General features: G+C 68.8%; 26 protein-coding genes. 15 read left to right on the top strand and 11 right to left on the bottom strand.

Annotated elements, in window-relative coordinates:
- Positions 1–32 precede the first annotated feature (32 nt).
- Positions 33–842 carry an SDR family oxidoreductase gene (locus OG787_RS19425; protein WP_405535863.1) on the top strand — a complete coding sequence of 270 codons (810 nt, stop codon included), beginning with the start codon at positions 33–35 and terminating at the stop codon, positions 840–842.
- 32 nt (positions 843–874) lie between these two features.
- Here OG787_RS19425 and OG787_RS19420 read toward each other — a convergent pair whose 3' ends face one another.
- Positions 875–1,303, bottom strand: coding sequence for a RidA family protein (locus tag OG787_RS19420; protein ID WP_405535862.1), 429 nt, complete (start codon positions 1,301–1,303; stop codon positions 875–877).
- Positions 1,304–1,375: 72 nt separating this feature from the next.
- On the opposite strand from OG787_RS19420, the gene OG787_RS19415 reads away from it, so the two are divergent.
- The 3 genes from OG787_RS19415 (at position 1,376) to OG787_RS19405 (ending at position 3,290) form a co-directional block, all read left to right on the top strand.
- Positions 1,376–2,041 (top strand): nitroreductase, encoded by a 666-nt coding sequence (locus tag OG787_RS19415; protein WP_405535861.1) that lies wholly within the window; start codon positions 1,376–1,378, stop codon positions 2,039–2,041.
- Positions 2,042–2,091: 50 nt separating this feature from the next.
- Positions 2,092–2,577, top strand: a complete 486-nt coding sequence (locus tag OG787_RS19410) for a hypothetical protein (RefSeq protein WP_369036495.1) — start codon at positions 2,092–2,094, stop codon at positions 2,575–2,577.
- Between the two features lie 74 nt (positions 2,578–2,651).
- Positions 2,652–3,290 (top strand): nucleotidyltransferase domain-containing protein, encoded by a 639-nt coding sequence (locus OG787_RS19405; RefSeq protein WP_405535860.1) that lies wholly within the window; start codon positions 2,652–2,654, stop codon positions 3,288–3,290.
- Positions 3,291–3,314: 24 nt separating this feature from the next.
- On the opposite strand, the gene OG787_RS19400 is transcribed toward OG787_RS19405, so the two are convergent.
- Positions 3,315–3,710, bottom strand: a complete 396-nt coding sequence (locus tag OG787_RS19400) for a GNAT family N-acetyltransferase (RefSeq protein ID WP_369036497.1) — start codon at positions 3,708–3,710, stop codon at positions 3,315–3,317.
- A gap of 94 nt (positions 3,711–3,804) precedes the next feature.
- On the opposite strand from OG787_RS19400, the gene OG787_RS19395 reads away from it, so the two are divergent.
- The 3 genes from OG787_RS19395 (at position 3,805) to OG787_RS19385 (ending at position 7,044) form a co-directional block, all read left to right on the top strand.
- Positions 3,805–5,019 carry a helix-turn-helix domain-containing protein gene (locus OG787_RS19395; RefSeq protein WP_405540529.1) on the top strand — a complete coding sequence of 405 codons (1,215 nt, stop codon included), beginning with the start codon at positions 3,805–3,807 and terminating at the stop codon, positions 5,017–5,019.
- A gap of 850 nt (positions 5,020–5,869) precedes the next feature.
- Positions 5,870–6,481, top strand: a complete 612-nt coding sequence (locus OG787_RS19390) for an exonuclease domain-containing protein (RefSeq protein WP_369036498.1) — start codon at positions 5,870–5,872, stop codon at positions 6,479–6,481.
- Between the two features lie 239 nt (positions 6,482–6,720).
- Positions 6,721–7,044, top strand: coding sequence for a hypothetical protein (locus OG787_RS19385; protein ID WP_369036499.1), 324 nt, complete (start codon positions 6,721–6,723; stop codon positions 7,042–7,044).
- Positions 7,045–7,164: 120 nt separating this feature from the next.
- Here OG787_RS19385 and OG787_RS19380 read toward each other — a convergent pair whose 3' ends face one another.
- The 6 genes from OG787_RS19380 to OG787_RS19355 all read right to left on the bottom strand — a co-directional run bounded on the left by OG787_RS19380 (position 7,165) and on the right by OG787_RS19355 (position 12,112).
- On the bottom strand, positions 7,165–8,526 hold the full coding sequence (locus OG787_RS19380) for a hypothetical protein (RefSeq protein ID WP_405535859.1): 1,362 nt from the start codon (positions 8,524–8,526) through the stop codon (positions 7,165–7,167).
- Positions 8,527–8,603: 77 nt separating this feature from the next.
- A complete protein-coding gene (locus OG787_RS19375) occupies positions 8,604–9,023 on the bottom strand; it encodes a hypothetical protein (protein ID WP_369036501.1) in 420 nt (139 codons plus the stop codon).
- A complete protein-coding gene (locus tag OG787_RS19370) occupies positions 9,020–9,310 on the bottom strand; it encodes a CopG family transcriptional regulator (RefSeq protein WP_405535858.1) in 291 nt (96 codons plus the stop codon). The genes OG787_RS19375 and OG787_RS19370 overlap by 4 nt, the downstream gene beginning before the upstream one ends.
- 46 nt (positions 9,311–9,356) lie before the next feature.
- Positions 9,357–10,238: a hypothetical protein gene (locus tag OG787_RS19365; RefSeq protein WP_405535857.1), complete on the bottom strand. Its 882-nt coding sequence runs from the start codon at positions 10,236–10,238 to the stop codon at positions 9,357–9,359.
- Positions 10,239–10,506: 268 nt separating this feature from the next.
- Entirely contained in the window at positions 10,507–11,169 is a 663-nt protein-coding gene (locus OG787_RS19360; protein WP_405535856.1) for a hypothetical protein, read from the bottom strand.
- A complete protein-coding gene (locus OG787_RS19355; RefSeq protein WP_405535855.1) occupies positions 11,147–12,112 on the bottom strand; it encodes a helix-turn-helix transcriptional regulator in 966 nt (321 codons plus the stop codon). The genes OG787_RS19360 and OG787_RS19355 overlap by 23 nt, the downstream gene beginning before the upstream one ends.
- 92 nt (positions 12,113–12,204) lie before the next feature.
- Here OG787_RS19355 and OG787_RS19350 point away from each other — a divergent pair, with 92 nt between their 5' ends.
- Complete coding sequence (locus tag OG787_RS19350; RefSeq protein ID WP_369036505.1) at positions 12,205–12,570, top strand: VOC family protein; 366 nt, start codon at positions 12,205–12,207, stop codon at positions 12,568–12,570.
- A 259-nt stretch (positions 12,571–12,829) separates the two neighbouring features.
- Here OG787_RS19350 and OG787_RS19345 read toward each other — a convergent pair whose 3' ends face one another.
- Positions 12,830–13,351, bottom strand: a complete 522-nt coding sequence (locus OG787_RS19345) for an NUDIX domain-containing protein (protein WP_405535854.1) — start codon at positions 13,349–13,351, stop codon at positions 12,830–12,832.
- Positions 13,352–13,411: 60 nt separating this feature from the next.
- A complete protein-coding gene (locus OG787_RS19340) occupies positions 13,412–14,620 on the bottom strand; it encodes an acyltransferase family protein (RefSeq protein ID WP_405535853.1) in 1,209 nt (402 codons plus the stop codon).
- A 211-nt stretch (positions 14,621–14,831) separates the two neighbouring features.
- Between OG787_RS19340 and OG787_RS19335 the strand changes: the two genes are divergently transcribed.
- On the top strand, positions 14,832–16,064 hold the full coding sequence (locus tag OG787_RS19335; RefSeq protein ID WP_369036508.1) for an AI-2E family transporter: 1,233 nt from the start codon (positions 14,832–14,834) through the stop codon (positions 16,062–16,064).
- Between the two features lie 41 nt (positions 16,065–16,105).
- Here the strand turns inward: OG787_RS19335 and OG787_RS19330 are convergent, their stop codons facing one another.
- Positions 16,106–17,461, bottom strand: a complete 1,356-nt coding sequence (locus OG787_RS19330; RefSeq protein WP_369036509.1) for a flavin-containing monooxygenase — start codon at positions 17,459–17,461, stop codon at positions 16,106–16,108.
- A gap of 418 nt (positions 17,462–17,879) precedes the next feature.
- Between OG787_RS19330 and OG787_RS19325 the strand changes: the two genes are divergently transcribed.
- From OG787_RS19325 to OG787_RS19300, 6 genes are all read left to right on the top strand, one after another.
- Positions 17,880–19,112, top strand: a complete 1,233-nt coding sequence (locus tag OG787_RS19325) for a branched-chain amino acid ABC transporter substrate-binding protein (protein ID WP_369036510.1) — start codon at positions 17,880–17,882, stop codon at positions 19,110–19,112.
- 130 nt (positions 19,113–19,242) lie between these two features.
- On the top strand, positions 19,243–20,289 hold the full coding sequence (locus OG787_RS19320) for a branched-chain amino acid ABC transporter permease (RefSeq protein WP_369036511.1): 1,047 nt from the start codon (positions 19,243–19,245) through the stop codon (positions 20,287–20,289).
- Positions 20,290–20,291: 2 nt separating this feature from the next.
- Positions 20,292–21,554 (top strand): branched-chain amino acid ABC transporter permease, encoded by a 1,263-nt coding sequence (locus OG787_RS19315; RefSeq protein WP_369036512.1) that lies wholly within the window; start codon positions 20,292–20,294, stop codon positions 21,552–21,554.
- Positions 21,551–22,357 (top strand): ABC transporter ATP-binding protein, encoded by an 807-nt coding sequence (locus OG787_RS19310; RefSeq protein WP_405535852.1) that lies wholly within the window; start codon positions 21,551–21,553, stop codon positions 22,355–22,357. The genes OG787_RS19315 and OG787_RS19310 overlap by 4 nt, the downstream gene beginning before the upstream one ends.
- Positions 22,354–23,097 carry an ABC transporter ATP-binding protein gene (locus OG787_RS19305; protein ID WP_369036514.1) on the top strand — a complete coding sequence of 248 codons (744 nt, stop codon included), beginning with the start codon at positions 22,354–22,356 and terminating at the stop codon, positions 23,095–23,097. Before OG787_RS19310 ends, OG787_RS19305 begins: the two co-directional genes overlap by 4 nt.
- 176 nt (positions 23,098–23,273) lie before the next feature.
- Positions 23,274–23,444 carry a hypothetical protein gene (locus OG787_RS19300; RefSeq protein WP_369036515.1) on the top strand — a complete coding sequence of 57 codons (171 nt, stop codon included), beginning with the start codon at positions 23,274–23,276 and terminating at the stop codon, positions 23,442–23,444.
- Positions 23,445–23,502: the final 58 nt, after the last annotated feature.

Raw genomic sequence — 23,502 nt, 5'->3', positions numbered from 1 at the left:
GGGCGGACGCCGGTCATGGACGATCCCGGACCGTGAAGACACCCGCTGAGGAAGCCCACCCTGCCCGCCCCACCCACCCTGCCCGTCCGCTGGCCCTGGTCACCGGGGTGGGCCGCACCGTGGGTATCGGTGCCGGGATCGCCCGTCGCCTGGCGGAGTCGGGCTGGGACATCGCCTTCACCTACTGGACCCCGTACGACGCACGCATGTCCTGGGGCACCGAGCCGGGCGCGACGGAGGAGATCACCGCGTCGCTGACCGCACTCGGCGCCGCGAGCACGGCGACAGAGGCGGACCTCGCGGACCCTTCGGCTCCGGCGCAGGTCTTCGACGAGGTCGAGCGCAGAACGGGCGGCGGCGGTACGGGTGTCACGGCGCTGGTGATGTGCCACTGCGAGTCGGTCGACTCGGGCCTGCTCGACACGACCCTGGAGAGCTTCGACCGCCACTTCGCCGTCAACGCCCGCGCGACCTGGCTGCTGATCCGGGAGTTCGGCCGCCGCTTCACGGCTCCCCCGGGAACGGGCCGGATCATCGCCCTCACCAGCGACCACACGGTGGGCAACCTGCCGTACGGTGCGAGCAAGGGGGCCCTGGACCGCATCACGTTGGCGGCGGCCCACGAACTCTCCCACCTGGGCGTGACGGCGAACGTCATCAACCCCGGCCCGGTGGACACGGGTTGGATGACGGAGGAGGACAGGGCGAACGCCGTCCGCCACACCCCACGGGGCCGCCTGGGCACTCCGGAGGACACGGCACGCCTGGTCGACTTCCTGTGTTCGGGGGAGGGGGAGTGGGTCAACGGTCAGTTGCTGATGAGCAATGGGGGGCTCGGGTAGACCTGGGACGGGCGCGCCGGTGCGCGGTCAGTTCAGTTCGGGTTCCGGATGATGGCGAGGGCTTCCACCTCCAACATGAGTTCCGGCCGGTACAGGGCGGCGACCTGTACGGCCGTACTGGCAGGCGGGCGCGCGGTGTCGATGTGCGCGTCGCGGGCGATCCGTACGTCCGGCAGGACGGCCACGTCGGTGACGTAGAAGGTGAACTTGGCGACGTCGGCGAATGTCGCGCCGGCCGCCGCCAGGCAGCGCCGCAGGTTCTCGAAGACCTGACGGGCCTGGGCGGCGGCGTCGCCCTCCCCGACCAGGTTGCCCTGCTCGTCCAGTGCGACCTGCCCGGAGATGACGACCAGCCGGCCCTCGCCCACCACGACATGGCTGTAGCCGTTCCCCGGGGCGACCCCGTCCGGCGGAATGTGGGTGAGCGCGGCCACTGCCGGCTCTTTCGGCTCGTCCGACACGGGTGACCTCCACGTACAACAGGCGACGAGGCAACGGTATATGGCGGTGATCCCGTGAGAGGACGCGAGGACGTGGACGTGTATAAGGCCGTGGACAGCCGCCGGGCTGTACGGGCGTTCAGCGATGAGCCGGTGCCGAAGGAGAGACTCGAACGAGTGCTGAGCGCGGCGACGCGAGCTCCGTCGAGCGGGAACCTCCAGCCGTGGCATGTGTTCGTCGTGACCGGCGGGCCCCTGGACAGCCTGAAGGGGCGCGCCACGGCCAGGGCACTGGCGGGAGACCCGGGTGATGACCGGGAGTATCCGATGTACCCGGCCGAACTGAACTCGCCGTATCTGGACCGTTTTTCCGCCGCGGCCGCCCAGCGGTACAAAGCCCTGGGAATCGAGCGGGACGACCCCGACAGACCCATGAAGATCGCCGCCTTGAACTCGGAGGCGTTCGGGGCGCCGGTCGTCCTGTTCTGCTACCTCGACCGGACCATGGGACCCGGACAGTGGGCTGACGCGGGGATGTACTTGCAGACGGTCATGCTGTTGCTGAGGGCGGAAGGGTTGCACAGCTGCCCCCAGGTCATGTGGACCATGTACCACGAGACGGTCAGGCAGGCAGTCGGAGCCGATGACGGGCTCGTACTGCTCTGTGGTGTCTCGGTGGGGTTCGAGAAGGAAGGCGCGCCACGGCTGCGTACCGGCCGGGCGGACATGACGGAGACAGTCAGCTTCATCGGGGCGTGAGCCGCTGGGCGGTTCGGGATCGACAGGACGGCTCAGTAGCCTCGGACCCCATGGGCATTCGGATCGACGTAGTGGCGAGTTACCCGATCAACGATGAGGTGGAGAGGGTGCTGGGGCTGGCCGAGGCGGTTGGCGAGCCTGTCACTGTCACGTTCATGTGGGAGGGGCGTGAGGAGGCGGAGCGCGCGGTGCTGGTGCCCGCGGCCACGCTGGCGCTCTGGGAACACTGGGCCCCAACCGCCTACGCGAGAGCTGGCGTCGAGGACGAGATCGGGGACGGGAACCGGGGTGTGGCGGAGGAGCCGGAGCTTGCCCACCCGGCGGAATTCGGCGCGTTCACGCTCTTTCGTCGTCGCGCGGGAGGGCGTACGGCGGTCGCTCGCAACGGAGTGGTGGTCGCCGAGCTACTGGACCCCGACGAGGCGCACTGGCTCCAGGAGACGGCCCGCAATGTCCGCCAGGGCTTCATGGATCCGAAGCAGAGGGCGGCGTTCGGGGAGTTCCTTGCCCGGCAGGGAGTCGAGAAAGGCGATTGAGGACGGTGGCGGGCTGGCTCCGGGTGCCTGCGAAAGGCCGCCCCCGCGTCAGGTCGCGGCACCAGGTTGTGCCGATGACCCGATCCCTGCCGCCTGGCGGCACTGTGCCCGATGCGGACGAACTGGCGGCCCGCTGGGCGGACGCCTGGCGTCCGGAACAAGTCGCGGAGCGGTTGGGCGGGGTCGGTGCGCCCTGGTGCGTCGCGGCGGGGTGGGCGCTGGATCTGTTCCGCGGGCAACAGTCGCGGCCGCACGGCGACCTGGAGATCGCGGTGCCTGCGGCGGGATTTCCGGAGATCCGGCGCCGCTTCCCCGAGAGCGTGTTCGACGCGGTGGGTTCGGGGCGGGTCTGGCCGGGGGCGGGAGCCGAGGCGCTGGCGGCCACGCACCAGACGTGGCTGCGGGATCCGGCGAGCGGACGGTTCTTGTTCGACGTCTTCCGCGAGCCGCACGAGGACGGGACATGGATCTGTCGGAGGGAGGAGAGGCTGCGGCTGCCGTACGACAGCGTCATCGAGCGAACGGCGGACGGAATCCCGTATCTGGTACCGGAGTTGGTGCTGCTGTTCAAGGCCAAGGCGCCACGACCCAAGGACCAGGCGGACTTCGCCGGGGTGCTCCCGCTGCTCGGCCCGCCGCGGCGGGATGTCCTGAGCGAGTGGCTGGAGCTCGTCCACCCCGGGCATCCATGGTTGACAGAGCTGGCGGGATGAGGATCCGGGCGGGGGTGGGCCGGTCTACAAGGGGATCAGACCGGCAGAGGTCGGCCGGAAACCGCAGGCCTCGAAGTAGAAGGAGCGCAGGTGCTCCTCGAAGTCCACGTGCAGCCACTCGCACTTGGCGGTACGGGCGTGCTGCGCGGCGGTGGCGATGAGAGTGGCGCCGATGCCCTGGGACCGGCAGCGCCGGGCCACGACCGTATCGAGAACGAAGGCGTGAACTCCCCCGTCCCAGGCGACGTTGACGAACCCGACGAGGGAGTCGCCGTCCCAGGCGCAGACCCAGCCGAGGCTGTGGCGTTGCAGCCGGGTGCGCCAGTCGATGTCCCCGGGCGGACCGCCGAAGCCTTCGGCGTGGAGGGCGTTGAGGGAGGCGTTGTCGAAGTCGCCGTGCCACTCGTACCTCGTCGTCACGCGGACTCACCTTCACGATTCTGTGCGGGGGTACGACGACCGACCGTGCTCGTTCACGCACCTGCGGTGGCTTGATCAGAGCAGTACCCTCGAAATCATGGCAGAGCACTTGGGGGACCGGTTGAAGCGGCTTCGCCGCGTGGCCGGTCTGACGCAAGAGGGCCTGGCGGAGAAGTCGAACCTGTCCGTCGACACGGTGAAGAATCTGGAACAACGGCAACGGCGCTCCGCGTCGTTGCCCACGCTTCACGCTCTGTCGGGCGGCCTCGGGGTCGAGCTGACCAGCCTTCTCGGCGACCCGCCCGGAGTGCCCTCGAACGGGGAGGCCGATCAGCCTCAGCTGGTCGCGTTGCGTCGCGCGATCATGCCCCCGATGTTCGCTCCTCCGCCGGAGCCGTCCGGCGTCGAGAAGCTGACACTTCCCCTTCTCTGTAAGGAGATCGCCGCTGCGTGGACTCTCTACCACGATGCCGAGTTCGCGGCCCTGATGGAGGTTCTGCCGGGCATCGTCAACGATGCGCGGTTCGCGGCGGCCGTGGGCACCGGCGACCAACGGGCCGAGGGCCAGGCCGCGTTGGGGAAGTCCCTTCAACTGGCCGGCCATCTCGCCATCCGCCTGGGGAAGACCGATCTCGCCCTCTCCGCCCTCGAACGGGCCATGAACGCGGCCGACGACTCCTCGGATCCCCTCCTGGGAGCGATGGTGACCAACTCCGTGGCGTGGAACTGCCAACGGCAGAACCGGCTGGGGGACGCCGAGCACGCCGCCGTGTACGCGGCTGATCGCGTGGAGCAGGAGAACAGCTCGACGGCCGAGGGCGTACGCGTGTGGGGCGGGCTGGTCATGTCGGCGGCCACCAGCGCGGCCCGCAGCGGCGACTACGACAAGGCCTCGGACATGATGCAGACGGCCGAGGACGCGACCAGCCAGTTGGCGAAGCTGCCCACGCCGGTCGACGGGAAGATGGTGAGCGTCTTCAGCCGGTCGTCGGTCCGCATCGAGCGCGTCCGTCTGGCCGTGCAGCACGGCCGCCCCGACGAAGCCCTGAGCCTGGCCAAGGGGATGCGGCTGAGCGCGGACACTCCGCCCTCGTGGCGTACGTGGCTTCTCCTGGACGTCGCTCGGGCACACACCGACCTCGGGGACGCCGAGGGGGCGGTGAAGGCCCTCGAACGGCTTCACCGGATCGCCCCCGCATGGATGCGGCACCACACGCTGGCCGTGGCCATCGTGACGGATCTGTGGGCCGGTCCTTACCGTCCGCCGGGTCTGCGGAAGCTTGCAGAGTTCCTCGGGGTGGCCGGCTAAGACCGCAAAAGGGGGACACTGCTTCCCTGTTGTCGCATGTGCTCCGGCGGAATCATCGCCCCTGTCAGCGAGTCTGAGGGGCGAACGATGATCAGGCAGAGTCGACACGACGCGGCTGAAGCGCGCGCGGCAGTTGCCCGTGCCGAGTTGGTCGGTTCCGAGCACAAGGGCACCTTCTGGCTCCTTGTGCCTGAGTGCGTCCCACGGGAGTTCGCTCCTTCAACTCGCCCCCTGATACACCGAGTCGAAGCCGGTCTTCGCCGTATGGCCGGGTCGTGAACGGACAGAAGACTTCGCTCGGCATCCCGGTCCTGCACACGCCCGTTCTCGAGCCCGTGGGCGTCGAGGGGTGCGACGTGTGCGGTGCCCTGGTGGGCCAACGGGAAGCCGCTCGCGAAAGGGGTGCGCGCGACGCCGTGTCACGCTGCAACGCCGAGCTTCGGGCACACCCGCACCCCGATTCATGACGGCCCCACCGAAGCCTCGGGCAGGTCGCCGCGGCAACGGTTCGGGGAAGCCGAACCTTGTCGAATTCCTGAACCGGCTACCGGGTTACTGCGCCGCGTGCGCGGGCTGGCGCGAGATCTGGTGTCCGCACTGCTGTGGCTTCGACGGGTGCGCGGGTTGCGCGTACACGTTTCGCGTTCGGTGTCCGACGTGCGCGGGGGGAGACGCGGAGCCGATCCGATGGTGAGGTTCTGCCGCGCCGCGACAGATTCGAGACCCCTTGGACAGGTCATCGCGAAGCCCGGCCATATCGGGACGTGGAGCGTGCGGGCCGTCGCCCCGTAGAGGACGTCCCGGCAAAATTCGGGTGCTGGAGCCCGGCCCCCATCCCTACCCTCGGCCCATGAGCCCCGATTCCGCCGCCCTCCTCAACGTCATTGACGTAGAAGCCACCTGCTGGGACGGGCAGCCGCCGCCCGGTTCCGTGAACGAGATCATCGAGATCGGGCTCACCGTCGTGGACGTGTCGGCACGGCGTCGCGTCTCCCGGCACCGGGTTCTGGTCCGGCCTGTGCGGTCGAGGGTGAGCGAATTCTGTACCGAGCTGACCGGGTTGACGCAGGCCGAGGTGGACCGGGGCGTCGGTTTCGCCGAGGCGTGCCGGGTTCTTGTCGAGGAGTACGGGGCCGGGGAGCGTCCCTGGGCGAGTTGGGGCGAGTACGACCGCCGGCAGTTCGCCCGCCAGAGCCAGGCCGACCGCGTGGCCTACCCGTTCGGTTATCCGACGGAACGCACCCACACCAACGCCAAGGCCGTGTTCACCGAGGCCTACGGACTGCGCAGAAAACCCGGCATGAGCCAGGCCCTCCAGATCGCCGGACTGCCACTCGAAGGACGCCACCACCGAGGTGAGGACGACGCGTGGAACATCGCCGCGCTCGTTCTTGACCTGGTGGGGCGCGGGGCATGGCCGGTCACGGGCGCCATTGGAAGGACTCAGCCTTTTCCCACCTGAAGTTCCAGGTCGCCGGGGTCGGGTGCTTGGGCCGGTCGGGGTCTTGCGTGTGTCCTACCAGACGGTGGACGGTCCCGAGACGACCCAGCCGGTGCTGCGGTGCTCCCTCGAGCACCCCGCCCCCGTTCCCGTCCCACGCCAGCCCGGTGACCTGCAATCAGGATGAGAGCAACTCGCTGATTCCGGACGTGGCTGAGGACCGGTAGTGTCGATCTACTGCCGTGGTCCAGGGGGTTCTCATGTCGGCCGGCTGGGCGTTGCTGATACCCGTCGCCGCTCTCGTGGTGTTTGTGCTCGGTGCGATGGGTGTGCTGAAGCTGCAAAAGGTCTCGCTCGGGCGAGACGGCCTCAGGTCGGCGACGGCACCGGGCGCCGCGGATCCGACCGGATTCCAGCAGTCCGCGCAGGAGAGCCGAGAGGAATTTGTACGGAGGCACTCGCAGCGCCCCGGCGTGGTGGCCGACGGCGTGACCCTGGTCGATCTCTACGACCGCATCCGGGCCCTTGAGGAGCGCGTCACCAGAGCCGAGCAACGCTCCGCGTCACCGCCGCCGCCTGACTGAGCCAGGTGCTGTGACCGCGGATCACGATGCCGAAGTGCTCGCCCGCATCGGGCGGACGACAGCGGGGGCCGTTGCTCTGCGGCAGCTCTGGGGCACAGGTGAGCCTCCTGCTGTCGGGAGTCACAAGTCGGCAGTGGTGAGGATTTGGTACATCTGGGTGGGCCGCAGCGTGGAGTTGGCAGCGGCATCGTCGACGACCTCGGGATCCGCGTCTGACAGCAGTTGCTCCAGCAGCGCCTCCGTGATGTTGGGGTGACGAGCGACTCCGCGGCGCAAGAAGGGCTCGGCAGCGGTGGCGAGTTGCTGAAGGGCCGGCACGGGTAGTTCCGGGTCCTTCAGGGCGAGGTAGCGCACGTTCGGGTTCGTTTCGTCGATGAACGTGCGCAGCGTGTGACGGGGGAAGTTGGGGTGGTCGACGAGTAGCGGTCGGATGTGGAATACGTCGCCATGGGCGCGGACCAGCCGTTCCAGGACTTCCGGTGGTGTGTCCGGTCGGCGGGCGGCAGCACGGCGGACCATGAGTTCCGGGTCGTTGTCCAGTCGATGCCATGCCTCGTCAGGCAGGTCGCGGCAGGAGGCCAGTACGCACCGGAATATCGTGTACTGGCAGTCCAGGTAGGTCATCCGCTCGCTGAGGGGCGCTTCGCGCAGCCAGTCCGGTTCGGCGACGTTCCAGTTCAGAGCCACGTCGGCCGCGACGCTCCCGTCCGCGCGTTCGGCTTCTACGAGCGTATGCAGCCGCTCCCGGGTTTCGGCGTCCACATGGCGACTCTGCGCCACCGCGATTCGTATGAGCGGGTCGTCGATGTCCAGGAGCCGGGCAATCATCTCGGCAAACAGATACGGGTTTCGGGCGACAGACTGATGGACCTTGTTGTCCTCGCTGCGCATCAGCTGTGCGAACTGGTCCAACGTGAGCGGGACGTAGCGCGCCACGTTGACGCGCACGGCGGGGTCGGCAAGACAACGGTCCCTCCATTCCGGCGGGACACCCGGTTGCCTCCGCTCGGTGGCGGCTGCACGGACCTGGGGATCCGAGTCGGCGAGCAGCCCTACTTGCACGGCGAGAGGCCGGTCGTACCAGGCTCGCGCGACTGCGGCGCGCAGCGCCGGACTTGGCGCGCCGACAAGTGCTGTCCGAGGCCGGCCGTAGGCTTCCTCCAGGTCGCCGATGCCCATCGTCACTCCGCAGTCCACCATGTCGCGGACGAACTGTGCGTACGCGTCACGGATCGCCGGATCGGGATGCTCGGCGATCCTGCGGCGCATCGCAGCGGAGAGCCGGTCCCCGTGAAGGCCCACCGCGGTGGTGTCGTCTCCGTGCCTCAGCAGAGCCTCGACAACGGCGTCTGCCAGCCGGCCGCGAAGCAGCGATATCCCGTGTCGGCCGGCCGCGTGTGCGGCCAGGCGCACCAGGACGTCCTGAGGGGCTGCTGGGTTCCGCCCCAGCCCGGACAGCTGCGGATGATCGAGGCTGGTCATACGCCCAACCTAAACGCCCGTACGCAACCGAGCGGATGCGGCTTCGCAGGCCCGGCCAGGTGTACCTACCGCTACAGCTACACCTTCTTGACGATGACGGTCTCGGGAAGCAGCCTCTCCAGGTCGTCCACGTCTGAGGTGAATACGGTGACCTGCCCTTTCTGCTGCCGTGCGATGACGGCGAGCACGGCGTCGATCGCGTACTTGTGACCGTGCAGCGCGGCGTCGGCCAGGAGCCGCCGAGCCTGCCGGGCCTCTTCCTTGCCGACCGTGGCGACGCCGACGCGGGAGAGCACCCAGTCCCAACGCTGCTCGGTGGTCCGTCCGTCGTACGCCTCGACCAGCGTCATCGGCGACGTCACCACCTCGGCTTCGCCTCGGGTCGCGAGGTCGAGCCGGGCGATCATCATCCGGTCGCCGCGTACGGCGAGGGACAGGGCCTCGGAATCGAGCACGAAGACGCGCAGCGGCGCGTACTTACCGCTGCCCTTCGTCACGCAGCCTCACTCTCGCTGTCCTTCTTGCGACCCTTCGCGGCGGTACGACGTCCGGCGTGCTCCGCGTCGAGTTCGCGCAGTTCCTCCAGTGCCGCCGCGCTCTCGCTCTCGGTGACCGGCCCGTGCTCCTCCTCCAGCCAGTCGACGAGCTCCCGCAGCCGGTCCCGGTCCTGCTTGAGGCGGAGAGCATCGGTGACGTACGCCGAAATGCCTCGCTCGGCCGCCTCGGACCGGATCTCCTCAAGAAGCTCTTCCGGGATCGTGACAGTCACCTTTTTGGTCGCCATACAATCCACCATACTCCGTGTTCCTTTCCCTGCCATCGTTGACGATTCAGCAGGCGGCGGCCGGCTCGCAGCCACGGCACAGGCAAGGCTCCGCCGCCCGGAACGCCCGTTCGCAGCCGTCGCACGTCTGCCAGGGGAGGGTGAGCGGCGGCAGGGGCGTGACGGGTGGCAGGGCGCTCTGCGGTGCCGGGAGCGGCGCCTCGCGCAGGCGGAACGCCAGTACGCGGGCCGGGCGGGACCGGAAGTGGGTGGGGAGGCCGGTGGTGAGCGCCCCGGTGATCTCCTCGGGGCGGAGACCCTGCGCGAGCCATTCAGCGACCGCCGGGGCCAACTCGGCGACCTCGCTGCGGGACAGGATCAGCCTGCGGTCGACGATACGGAGCGAGGCGAGGATGACGACGGCCTGTGGGTCGGCTTCGTCGAGGTCGAGTGGCGGAGGTGCCGCTGCGGCCTCCGTAGCCGCCTCGGCCTCGGCCGCAGGTGCTTCCGGTGGCGTGGAGCCGCTGCTCCCGGCGGGCGCGGACTGCTGCGGTGGCGGAGGGGGCGGCCTCTCACCTGCGGCGCGCGGTACGTCGTAGAAGAACGTCTGCGTACGTACCTTGCCGTTCGGGCCCCGCACCCGCCGCCGTTCCAGGTACCCCGCCGCCTCCAACTCCCGTAGTGCGCGCGAGATCAGGATCTCGCCCTCGTCGAAGTGGGCGCAGAGGGCGGTGATGCTGACGCGGGCGCCGTCAGGGACGGAGAGGATGTAGGCCGCGACGCCGATCGTGACCGCGCTGCCGCGCCGCTGGGCGAGGGCGTTGGAGATCACCGTGAAGTCGGCGGTGAGGCGGGTGCGTACGTGGATCACACCGTAGGTCGGTGTGTTCAGCGCGTTCGGCGCACCGGTGTTGGCGCACGAGGGCGCGTTAGACTGCGTTTCAGCCATTGGGAAGGGGTTCGTCTTCCTGAGCGGTCAGGCCCTCGTTCAGGATTGCCGTCCTGGCGGGGGCCGTCGTCTTTGTGAGGTTGTTTCCGGGAACGTAACTCTCCGCACCCACTCGCCGCAACCGAGTCACTCCTGAGGGTGAACGTGTGAACGGGCGGGAGGAGGAAGGGGGTTGGTTCTTTAACCCAAGTCCTTTAGGGGGTTGGGCCGTTGCCGTCCGAATCCCGGCCCGCGAGGGACCGGTGCGACCTCGGAGTCACGATCAGGATCAGTAGTGGTGGTTGGGCCAGTGCGGGTCCTCCCAGCGGGCGGGGCCGGTAAGGCCCATCAGCCGTACCCGGTGCAGGAGTTCCTCGGTCTCGGCCGTCGCGTTCCGGGTTCGCAGCCGTGCGGGGGCGTGGCGGACCAGCCAGGCCGTCAGCTCGGTGCGCATGTCGTCCGCGTTGTCGTTCCCCCATGTTTGCCAGGGGAGTTCGTCTCCCAGCAGGTCGTGCTCCCAGTGGTCAGCCGCCTCCGCCAAGTGCCGGTCGGCCACCGGGTGATCGAGTGCCTCCCAGACCGTGAGCCAGGGGCTGATGGTGCCCGAGGCCTCGGCGCACAGTCCGAGGAGTTCGTGCACGGGGACGACGGGGTCCGGGTCGGTGAGGCTGTGCGCCCACCAGGCGTGCAGGAACTCCTCCACCGCCGTGCTCTGGCGCACGGGCCACCGGTGCCAGTCGCCCTGCGAGAAGGAACGTCCGACCTCGTTCAGCAGCGCGAGCTCTTCCGCGCTGCCCCAGTGGCACTCGCACTGAACCTCGTCGGCGCGGGCGGTCGTACCGCGAAAGACGACGGGCAAGTCGTCCAGGGCACGGTCGAGCCGGAGTCGTGCGGGGGTGGCGTTGTCGAGGTTCGTCGTTTGTTGCGGGTCAGGGCGCTGGTGACGGCGCATAGTGGTGGGCAAGTTCGGTGGCGAGGTCGCGGAGGTGGGCCCTGGCTTCGGTGGGGCCGTGCACCGTGATGGCGTTCCCGAACGGCAGCAGTGCTCGCACGTCCTCCAGATGCAGGAAGCGGATCGTCACCTTGTGGCCGGTGGCGGATTCTTCATGGTCGTCCGGGACGAGTCGTTGGCCGAAGATCCGTTGCGCTCGCTCGATCTGGGTCTGGTCGATGGTGGCGCTGACCTCTATCGCGTGGTTGTGCTCCCACCGGTCAATGAGCGCTGCGGCGACGGTGGCCAGGGTCTGGCTCTCGCGGATCCGTCGTGGCCGGTCGACCTCTTTCCACGTCGTGATCCGTTCGAGTCGGTACATCCGTGGCACTCGGGCACAGTCGGCGACGAGGTACCAGATGCCGGCCTTGGCGAACAGCCCGTAGGGATCCACGACCAGGTCGCGTGGGGACGACTCGCGTGGGCTGTCGTACTCGATCCGTAGCCGGCGGCCTCGCCGCACCGCGCCGATCAGCGAAGCCGGAGTCGTGCCGGACGCGACTGCCTGACTCCAGGGACGGCTGTCCACGTGCACCACGTCGGTGAGCGGCAGGAGCTCCTGAGCTCGACGTGGCTGTGCAGCGGCGATCTTGGAGAGCGCGCGCCGACTCTCGGCCGATGCGTCGAGCTCCGCGCGTTGCTTCTCGTCCAGCCCGGTGAGCGACAGATGGTCACGCTCGCCCGGTGTGAGTCGTGTGAGGTCGAGCCCGGACCCGGGCAGCATGGTCACGCCTCCGAGGCGGCCCCGGTGTGCGGTCACCGGCAGACCGGCGTCGCGCAGCCAGTTCAGGTCCCGGGTGATGGTTCGAAGGGACACTCCGAGCGCTGAGGCAAGTTCCTGTGTGGTCACGGCATCCCTCGATTCGAGGAGCAGCATCAGGGTGAAGAAGCGGTCCGGGGTCACCCACCAATTTTTTCAGGAATTGCGACACGATGCGGCGCATATTCCGGTCAGGGTGGTGGATACGTACCTCCGACCTGCGAGAAGGAACAACCATGACCGCATCCGTCGTGTCCATCGTCTACGTGAACGACGCTCCCGCCGCAGCCCGTTTCTACGGCGACCTCCTCGGCATGAGCCCCTCGTTCGAGACTTCGGGATACATCACCTTCGACCTCGGGCCAGGCGCTGACCTCGGTGTGTGGTCCGGCCAGTTCGAGGATCTGTCAGCGGACGTCCCGCGCACCAGTGAGGTGTGCCTGGCCGTCGACGGTGGACCCGACGAGGTCAACGCGACCTTTGAGCAGTGGAATTCCAAGGGGGTCACGATCCTGCGCGAGCCTCATGACATGGGGTTCGGGCTGACCTTCCTCGCCGCCGATCCTGACGGGAACCGTATCCGCGTCGCACCGCGGGGCTGAAGGCCGCAATGCGGCAGGCGCACACGACAGGTGTCGCGCCTGCCGTCGTCCGGCTTCGAGAGGACGACGAGTGCCCCACGCGAATGCGGCTACACGGTGATACGGGATTGCAGGACCGGCCGTCGAGTCCGCACCGGAGTCCGATCTGCGATCAGCCGGCGAACTGTCAGCCGACACCTGACCCGGCTCGGCCTCGGCGAACGCCGCTTCATCGACCCGGGGCTGCCCGTCAGTTGAGGGTTCGGACCGCTCCTCCGCCTTACGTCGGCTCCGCGAGCCAAAAAGCCCCACGTTCCCACCCCCTCAGCGACATCAACGGCCCACCACCGCCCAGATATCCACGAAGCGCCCCCGCACTGGACCGCACGAACTCCCCCGGCAACGCGTCCACGTCGGCCCAGCAGACCTCCGCGTGCTTCTCGGGTTCTCGGTTCTCCGGTTCGCCCGTCCAGGTGTGGGTGGCGAAGACGACCGTGAGGTAGCCGTTCGGAGCCTCGACGCCCTTGGCGCCGTGGACGACGTGGGCCACCGACAGGGACTCCGGGTTCACCCGCAGGCCCGTCTCCTCGTACAGCTCGCGTACCGCCGTCTCGGTGATGGGCTCGCCGGGTTCGCTCTTGCCCATGGGGAGGTCCCACATGCCCTGGCAGATCCTGGCGTTCGGGCCGCGCCGGAGGAGGACGACCCGGCCCGCCGTCCGGTCATGGACGATGACCGCCGCGACGAGCACCGTCATCGAGTCGAGAGGCAGCTTCAGGGGTGTGGGGTCGTTGTTCGTCATGGTGCGGCGGAGTCTAGGGCCGCCCACTGACATCGCCCCCGAGAGCCGCCCACCCCGGGCTCACGCCCGCCGCGACATCGGCCGTTCCACCACCACGTACGACACCAGCGCCGCCACCACCGTCGCCGCCAGGCCCGCCGGGAGCAGGTGGTCGTCGGTCACGCCCAGGTCGGAGAGGAGGCGGATGACGGGGTAGTGCCACAGGTACATCCCGTAGCTGAGGTTGCGGCCGATCCAGGCCAGTGCCGCGACGGACAGGAGGCGGGAAGGCCAGGAGTCCGGGACCAGGTCCAATGCCGCCACCACCGTTGCCGAAAGGACCGCGGCGACCATGAAACCCGCCGTGTACCAGACGGGGTTCCACGCGCTCGCCCCCGCGATCGGGATCTGCCAGGCGATCAGACCCAGCAGGGCCAGCGCCGGCCAGCACAGGCGGTTCGCCCAGCGGCGGAGCAGTGCGAGTCGGGGGTCGTCGGCTCGTAGGCGGGCCAGGAGTACGGCCAGCAGCGCGCCGATCAGGAGCTGGTCGGCGCGGGTGTCCGGGCCGTTGTAGATGCGGTGCGCCGCCGTGGGGTCCCAGAGGGCGAGGCGCCACAGCAGCGGCAGTACGCACAGTGCCGCGACCCAGGCCAGCACCTTCCGTGCCGTGGTGTGCCGCAGGAGGAACAGGAGGAGCAGGGGCCATGCCAGGTAGAACTGCTCCTCCACCCCCAGGGACCAGGTGTGGCTGAGAGCCGAGGTGACGTCCGAGTACGGGCCCGGCTCTCCCGCCCGTACGAGGTTCACCACCGACACCGCCGCCAGCGCCGCCGCCGTCCACGCCCCGTCGAACAGCGGCAGCGGCAGTGCCAGGGAGAGGAGTGCCGTGACCGCGCACATCAGCAGCAGGGCCGGGCCCAGCCGCAGCCAGCGTCGGCGGTAGAACCTCCGCAGGCCGATACGGCCCGTACGGGCGTACTCGGCGATCAGCAGGCGCGTGATGACGAAGCCGCTGAGCGTGAAGAAGACGTCCACCGCCACCGAACCGCCGGGCAGCGGGCCCGGCTCCACGTGGTACACGATCACCAGGACGACCGCGACCGTCCGCAGCCCGTCCAGCCCCGCCACCCGCCCACCACCGCGCAACGCCGACGGAAAGCCCCGCCCGCCCACGCCCGATCTGCGCCGCGGCTCGGCCGTCCGTACGGCCGTGCTCTGCTTGGCGGCCTCGGCCGTCACTTCTGGCGCTTCTGCCTCTTCTACGGTGCTCGGGTCGGTGGGAGTGCTCATAACGACCGCGCCTGCCCAGCCCCGGCGGCGTCACACAAAGTCTTATGGTCCCCACAGCTTCGGCGCGGCTTTCCGGCCACCGCCCCTCCACCTGTCCTCCACCCTTCCTTCGCCCACGCTTTCCCCTGTCCGCTCAACCCCACGGGTCCCGCGCAGGTCTACTCTGTCGCCGCGTACAGCGGTCAGACGCGTGAGCGGAGACGAAAACAGGATGAACAGCCCTACGGGAGACCCTCGAAGAGTCGGCGGCGGCCGCACCAGGCAGCCGGGGCGGCCGGGGCAGCAAGGTGCGCGGATACATCGCGTACACCGCCCGCGTACGACCGTGCGTACCACCGGTGTGCCCACGAGGACCCCTGCCCCTGCCGACAGCCGTGGCGGCGGCCCCCTCCTCTCGGAGCCCGCCCGGCGCATCGCCGCCGGAAGCGCGCTGCTGCTCCTGGTCAGCGGTGTGATCACCGTGGGTGTGTGGTTCTGCATCACGTTCCAGACGGCCGTCACGCCGGTACTGCTCGCGCTGCTGCTGTCGGCCCTGCTCGGGCCGTTCTACCGGCGGCTGGTCGCGATGAAGTTCAACAAGTCCCTCGCCGCCGCGCTGACCTGCGCCGCTGTGATCCTCGTCATGGGCGGGGCCGCGTACATCGTGGTGAACGCCCTCGTCGACACCGGTGACCAGATCATCGACTCGGTGCGGGACGCGGCGAAGGACCTCAGCGAGCGCTTCGACGTGGTCGGCAACTCACTGGACGAACTCGCCGCGAACGCCAAGGACCTGCTGTCCAACTTCGGCGGTACCGCGGTCTCCGGTGTGCTGAGCGGCGTCAGCCTGATCACCGAGGTGATCGCCACCAGCACGCTCGCGATCCTGCTCCTCTTCTTCTTCCTCCGGGACTCCGACCGGGCCGTCGCCTCCATGCACACCCTCGCGCCCCGGGGCACCGGCCCGACCCTGGAGATCATGGCCCGCCGCGCCTTCCAGGCGATCGAGGGCTTCATGCTGGGGACGACGATCGTCGCGTTCATCGACGCCGTCTGCATCACCGTCGGTCTGCTGATCATCGGGGTGCCGGGCGCCGTCGGGCTCGGGGCGCTGGTGTTCATCGGCGCGTACATCCCCTACCTCGGTGCCCTGCTCTCGGGCGCGGTCGCGGTCCTCGTCGCCTTCGCGGACGGCGGGCTGACCACCGCGCTGTGGGTCCTCGGAGTGGTCGCCGTCGTCCAGGTCCTGGAGGGCAACGTGTTCCAGCCGATGATCCAGAGCCGTACGCTCCAGATGCACCCGGCGGTCATCCTCCTCGCCCTCACCGCCGGCGCGTCCCTCGCCGGCATCCTCGGCATGCTCCTCTCCGTACCGCTGACGGCGGCGGCCTTCGGGGTGCTCTCGGAACTTCGGGGACGGTACGAGCAGGGGGCGGGCACATCTGCCGAGGCGCCGACCGGCTGACCTCCGGATCCGCGGGCCGTCCGGGTCTCCTCGCGGTGCCCTCACGCCGACTGGAGTGAGGGCGCCGAGCCGTCCGACGGCGCCCCTGAAGACGCGTCCGAAGACTTCCCCGAGGACGACAACTCGTAGGCCGCCAGCAGGCGTTCGGTGTCGGCCAGCTGACGGAGCCAGCCGTCCCGTACGACGTCGATGCCCGTTTCGGGCTCCTGGAGGGACGCCAGATAGCGGGCGAGCGGGGCACCCTGCGGGCCCGCCTCTTCGTGCAGCGCGATCATCCGGGCCACCAGCTTGGTCTGTGTGCCGTAGACCGGGATCTGGGGGCCGCGCGGGGCGATGAGGCCGATGAAGTACAGCTTCTCTGCGGTCGCCGTGACGATGCCGCCCGCGTAGCGCACCGGCGCCCCGGCCGCCCAGGGGAACAACGCGTCGTCGAGGAACGGGAGCCGGACGTTGAAGCCGGTGGCCCACAGGACGGTGTCGTAGTCGCGGGCCGTGCCGTCGGCGAAGTGGACGGTCCTGCCGTCGAACCGCTCGATGCCGGGCCGGACGGTGATGCGGCCGTGGTGGATCCAGTACAGGAGCAGGTCGTTGACGACCGCGCGGCCCTCGGCGAGCGATGCCCCCTCGGGGGCGGGCATTCCGGGGTACGCGTTCCACTCCCCGATCGACAGCCGGGCCATGAGCCGGTTGATCAGATCCTGTTCCTGCGGCGCGAAGTCGGCCAGGAACGGCACCTGTTGGCGGGGCACCCCGAAGTACGTCTTGGGCTGGAACCACGATCCGCGCCGGATCACGATGTCGGCGTCCAGCCGGTGCTGGGCGAGATCCACGGCCAGATCGCAGCCGGAGTTGCCCGCGCCGACGACGAGCACACGGTCGCCGTCGAGGTCGGAGACGTTCCGGTAGACGCCGGAGTGGATCGTCTTCCCGGTGAACTCGCCGGGGATGTCCGGGATCCTGGGGTCCCACAGGTGGCCGTTGGCGACGAGTACGCCGTCGTAGATCCCGTCGTCCCCGGCGGAGGTCGTCACGCGCCAGCCGTACGACCCGGTCGGGGCGTCCGCCGAGCCGTCCGGTGCCTCGACGGGGACGACGCCCGTCACCGCCGTACCGAACCTGATGACGTCGTAGAGGCCGTGCTCGCGGGCGTACGACTCGATGTAGGCGCGCACCTGGTCGCGGCGCGGGAAGTGCGGGTGGTCGGCGGGCATCGGGAAGTCCTCGAACGCCGTCGTGTCGCGCGAGGTGATGAGGTGCAGGGCGTCGTAGTCGGTGTGCCAGTGGCCGCCGACCCGGTCGGTCTTCTCGAAGCAGTCGACGTCGTGGCCGAGTCGGCGCAGCTGCTGGAGGGCGGAGACGCCTGCGGCGCCGGCGCCGATGACGCAGTAGCGGGGCATGGGGATTCCCTTCCGGCGGACCGAGGTGCTGCGGGATGGGCACAGTATTGGCAGTCCGACTGCTCTAGGTAAATGTGCAATTTCTGGACATGTCCATAGGGTTTCCCTATGACTGGCTTGGCCTCGGCTTTGCCAAAGGGTCAGCCTTGAGGAGCTCTCGGAATTCGAGGGTTTACCAAACGGCCCGGGCTCTTCATGCTCTCGGCAAGCGCTGAGGCGGTCGGCGGTCTCCCGTCGCGAAATCGGCATGCCTTTTGGGAAATCCTGCTCAGGTCACAGCTGGATGACGAAATATAGACGAAATAAAGCTGACCTATCGGATTGCATTCCAAGTCATTACGATCCCCCCAAATTTCCCCTCCCTGCGGTGCTGAGGAGTGCAATGCGCAGATCGGCAAGGATTTTCGCTACGGTCGCGGTGACCGGACTCGCGGTGAGTGCCTGTGGCGGTAATGCCTCGGGCGGATCGGACGGCGGCTCGTCGAGCGGGGACACGCTTGTCATCGGCGTGGACCTGCCGCTTCAGGGGGCGTCGAAGGACGCGTCCGAGTCGACGGTCAACGCGATGCAGCTCTACCTGGACCAGACCGGCAGCAAGGCCGGCAAGTACAAGGTGAAGCTCAAGGTCTACGACGACTCGACCGCCGCCAAGGGCGCCTGGGACGACGCGACCTGTGCCAAGAACGCGCAGGACCACGTGGGCAACACCGCGGAGGTCGCGGTCATGGGCACCTACAACTCCGGCTGCGCCAAGATCATCGCCCCGGTGCTGAACCAGGACCCGAGCGGACCCATGCTGATGGTGTCGCACGCGAACACCAACCCCGGTCTGACAAAGGCCTGGGACCCGGGCGAGCCCGAGAAGTATTTCCCGTCCGGCAAGCGCAATTACGCCCGGGTCATCGCGACCGACGACTACCAGGGCGCGGCGGGGGCCCAGTTCGCGGCCAAGGATCTCGGCGTCAAGAAGTGCTACGTCCTCAATGACAACCAGACCTACGGGCAGGGCGTCGGGAAGGCATTCGAGGAAGCGGCGAAGAAGCAGGGAATAGATGTCCTGGGCAACCAGGCGTGGGACGCCAAACAGCCCAACTACACGGGGTTGTTCACCAGCATCAAGGCGTCGAACCCGGACTGCGTCTACCTCGCCGGCGTCTTCGACAACAACGGCGGCCAGCTCGTCAAGGACAAGGTCAAGGTCCTCGGTGACAATTCCAAGGTGAAGCTCCTCGCCCCCGACGGCTTCAGCGGTTACCCGGAATTCGACGGGCTGGCACAGGCCCAGGGCTCCTACATCACGTTCGCCGGCCTGACCGCCTCGACGCTGCGCGAGGAGGGCGGCCCGGGTGCGGATCTGCTCGACGCCTACAAGAAGAAGTACGGCGCCGACCCGGCGACCAGCTACGCGCTGTACGCAGTGGAGGCGCTCCAGGTGATCCTCCAGGCGATCGAGAAGTCCGACGGCACCCGCAAGTCCATCACGGAGCAGGTCTTCTCGGGCAGCGGGATCAGCATCCCGGCCGCCGAGTCGATCGTGGGCAAGAAGCTGGACATCGACACCGAGACCGGTGACGTGAGTGTCCTCGACATGTCGGTACTCCAGGTCGTGAACAAGGAGGAGAAGTTCCTGAAGCCGTGGCCGCTCAGCTGAGTTGAGGCCCGGGGCGGGCGTCGCCCGATGTAGGTGGCGCCCGCCCGGGACCGGCTTTCCGGTCCCCTTCTCCGCTTCTCCGCCGCTCCCTTGTTTCCCCGACCCGTTCCCCGACCCTCGCGAGGCCTTCATGGCAGCAACTGTCACCAGTACCGTGGTGCCGGCCGCGATCGACCGCAAGGCGGTCATCCAGCGCATCGCCACCCAGGTCATTCTCCTGGGCGTCGTCGTCTGGCTCGGCGCCAACCTGATCAACTCACCGTCGCAGTTCTTCTCGGCGGGCATGGTCGGGCTCAACCTCGGCATGCTCTACGCGCTCATCGCGCTCGGCTACACCCTGGTCTACGGCATCATCGAACTGATCAACTTCGCCCATGGCGACCTGTTCATGCTGGGCGCCCTCTTCAGCGGCTTCCTGCTGACCACCGTCATGGGCCAGGACCACGCGGGCGTGCTCGGCATCGTGCTCCTGCTCGTCACGGTCGTCGCCACCATGATCTTCTGCGGCGGTATCAATGTGACGCTCGAATTCGTCGCCTACCGCCGCCTGCGCCGGGCCCCCAAGCTCGCCCCGCTGATCACCGCGGTCGGGATGAGTTTCATCCTTCAGTTCGTCGGTCTGAAGTGGAACGGCTCGACGCCCAAGCAGTGGCCGAGCGTGCTCCCCGAGGGATCCTTCGGGATCGGTGACTTCCAGGTCGACTACAGCCTGCTGGCGGTCGTCGCGGTGACCGTTCCGGTTCTGCTGCTGCTGCGCTGGGTCATCACCAGCACCAGACAGGGCAAGGCGATGCGGGCCGTCGCCCAGGACCAGGACGCCGCCCGGCTGATGGGCGTCAACGTGAACCGGACCATCTCCTTCACCTTCCTCATCGGCGGGGCCCTGGCCGGTACCGCGGGGGTGATCTACCAGCAGGTCGTGGGGACCACGGCGTACAACCTGGGCTTCCAGCTGGGGCTCATCGCCTTCGTCTCCGCGGTCCTCGGCGGTATCGGCAACATCACCGGCGCCGTGCTGGGCGGCCTCCTCATCGGCCTCATCCAGGGCTTCAACGACGGCCTGCCCTACGGCTTCGGGCAGAAATGGTCGCAGAGCGTCGTCTTCGCCATCCTCATCCTGCTGATGGTCTTCAAGCCCGAAGGCCTGCTCGGCCGACCGACCACGGAGAAGGTGTAGCCATGGTGTCCGACGCTCCCGGCAGGGCACGGCGGATGCCGGGCCTGGCCATACCCCACCGCATGCGCTGGCCGCTCGGCTACACCGCGGCAGCGGTCCTGGTGTTCCTGGCCTACTACTACATGATCCCCGGCCTGAGCCCGGACGCCCAGACGTTCTTCCGGAACTGGCTGCCGCTCACCTCGATCAACGAGGCGATCGTCTGGATGATCTGCGCGCTCGGCCTGAACATCGTGGTCGGCTACGCCGGCCTGCTGGACCTGGGCTTCGTCGCCTTCTGGGCGCTGGGCGGCTACACCGCGGGCTGGCTGATGTCCGGCTTCTTCTACCAGGTCGACTTCCACTTCCTCGGCGGGGCGCTGGAGTCCCTGCCCGGTATCCACATCAGCTTCTGGCTGGTGCTCGTCATCGGAGCGGTCTTCTGCGCGGTGTGGGGCGTGATCATCGGCGCGCCCACGCTGCGTCTGAAGAGCGACTACCTCGCCCTGGTGACGCTGGGCGCCGGCGAGATCATCCCGCAGGTCTTCACCAACGGCGACGACATCGGCGGCTTCAACCTGACCAACGGCACCAAGGGCATCACCCCGGTGGACCCCATCGGAATCGGCTCCGCCCGTCTGGGCCCGTTCGACCTGGTGTGGAAGTACCTCGTCTTCGTGCTGATCGCCGCCGTGGTGGTCTTCATCTCGCTGCGGCTGCGCGAGGGCCGGCTGGGCCGGGCCTGGCTGGCCATCCGCGAGGACGAACTCGCCGCGAGCATGATGGGCGTCCCGCTCATGCGCACCAAGCTCTCGGCCTACGCCGTCGGCGCGGTCGCCGGCGGCCTGGCAGGCGTCGCCTTCGCCACGCATGTCGGAGGTGTCCTGCCGGACCGGTTCAACTTCTCTATCTCCATCACCCTGCTGGCGATGGTGGTGCTGGGCGGGATGGGCAACGTCTGGGGGGTCATGCTCGGCGCCCTGGTCCTGGCCTGGGTCAACTCCACCGGCCTGCCGCAGTTCGGCACGTCCTTCAACGAACAGTTCGGTACGAACGTCAACTTCCCGTCGTACAACTACCTGCTGTTCGGCGGCATCCTCGTGCTGATGATGCTGTTCCGCCGCGAGGGCATCCTGCCCGAATCACGCACCCGCCTGGTGCTGCACGAACCCAGCCGCACCGACATGGAGTCGCTGCACGCCGACATGGAAGCGCCCGCACCCGAACTGGACGAGGACGTGTCACTCAGGACCGCCGTCGCCGACGGATCAGGGGAGAAGGCATGACGACCGCACCGGACACCGGCACCCGGCTGAGCCTGCACGCCGACCACATCACCGTCCAGTTCGGCGGACTCGTCGCCGTCAACGACGTGTCCTTCACCATCCCCGAGCAGTCGGTGGTCAGCCTGATCGGGCCCAACGGCGCCGGCAAGACGACGTTCTTCAACGTCCTCACCGGCCTGTACCGGGCGACCAGCGGACGCGTCGTCCTCGGCGACAAGGACATCACCAACCTCGTCCCGCACCGGATCGCCGCCCTGGGCATGGCCCGTACGTTCCAGAACATCCGCCTCTTCGGCCTGATGACGGCCGAGGAGAACGTCAAGGTCGCCATGCACTCCAAGCTGCGCTCGGGCCCCTTCCACACGATCGTCCGCACCCGCCGACAGCGCCGCGAGGAGGCCGAAGCCCAGGAAAAGGCCCGGGAGTTGCTGGAGTTCGTCGGCATCGGCAAGGTGGCGGGCGAGTACGCGCGCAACCTCTCCTACGGCGACCAGCGCCGCCTGGAGGTCGCGCGGGCCCTCGCCCTCGACCCGAGCATCCTGCTCCTGGACGAGCCGACGGCCGGCATGAACCCGCAGGAGTCCGGCCGGTTCACCGAGTTCGTCCACCGGGTGCGGGACGAGAAGGACCTCTCGGTCCTGCTCATCGAGCACGACATGAGCGTCGTCATGCAGGTCTCCGACCGGATCACCGTGCTCGACAGAGGAGAGAAGATCGCCGAGGGCGGCCCGGACGACATCCGCTCCGACACCCGCGTCATCGAGGCCTACCTCGGCAAGTCCGGAAGGGACAAGACCACATGAGCGGCGCCAGCGGTGTGATCGAGACGCGCGAACCGATGCTCGAACTCGACGAGATCCACGTCTACTACGGCAACATCGCCGCGGTGAAGGGCCTGTCGCTGACCGTCTACCCCGGCGAGATCGTCACCCTGATCGGCTCCAACGGTGCGGGCAAGTCCACCACCCTGCGGGCGATCTCGGGCCTGCTGCCCGTCCGCGGCGGCACCATGACCTTCCAGGGCCGGAAGCTCAACGGAGTCGCCGACCACGAGGTCGTCCGACGCGGTATCGCCCACTCGCCCGAGGGCCGGCGCATCTTCCCCCGGATGACCGTCGACGAGAACCTCGACATGGGCGCCTTCCTGCGCAAGGACAAGGAAGGCATCGCCGAGGACCGGGAGACGGTCCTCGAACTCTTCCCCCGCCTCCGCGAACGCCTGAACCAGAAGGCGGGCACCATGTCCGGCGGCGAGCAGCAGATGCTCGCCGTCGGACGGGCCATGATGGCGAAGCCGCAGCTGCTCCTGCTCGACGAGCCCTCCATGGGTCTAGCCCCGGTGCTCGTCGACGTCATCTTCGAGACCATCGTCCGCATCCGCGAACAGGGCACCACCGTCCTGCTCGTGGAACAGAACGCGCTGGCCGCACTCGAAGTCGCCGACCGCGCCTACGTACTGGAATCCGGCTCCCTGAAACTCCACGGGCCCGCGGCCGAACTGGCCGAGGACGAGGAGATCGTGAAGGCGTACCTCGGCGGCTGACCCCGCGGGAACGGGGGCATGGGCGTGCCCGCCCGTGCCCCCGGCAGGCCGCGGACAGACGCGAGGACAGGACGGGGGAGGTGGCACGGCAGTGAGGGCAGGGGCGACGGGACTCGCCGGAGACGGGCGCGCGGCCGCGGTCGCCGAGGCCGGGAGCCGTGCGGTACGACGGCCTCGTGGCGAGCGGTCGGGCGATGCCCGGCGTCGCCGCCTCGGCACCCGCCACCGCGCTGGTGAACGCGGGCACGGGCAGCGGCATACGGCCGGACACCGTCCGGCCGGTCCCGCCGCGGCGACCCGTGACCCGGTACCGGCGGGCCGGTGCGCCGGCCACCGGAGGCCGCTGAGGCGGCGCCGTCGCGCCCTCGGCCCGGAGACACGGCACGACCCCCTGATCGCCGCCGC

Origin of the sequence: Streptomyces sp. NBC_00075 (genome assembly GCF_045041225.1) — a bacterium.
Taxonomy (GTDB): domain Bacteria; phylum Actinomycetota; class Actinomycetes; order Streptomycetales; family Streptomycetaceae; genus Streptomyces; species Streptomyces adonidis.
Note: the sequence above shows the minus strand (reverse complement) of the source record. Positions and strands in the feature narration are given on the sequence as shown.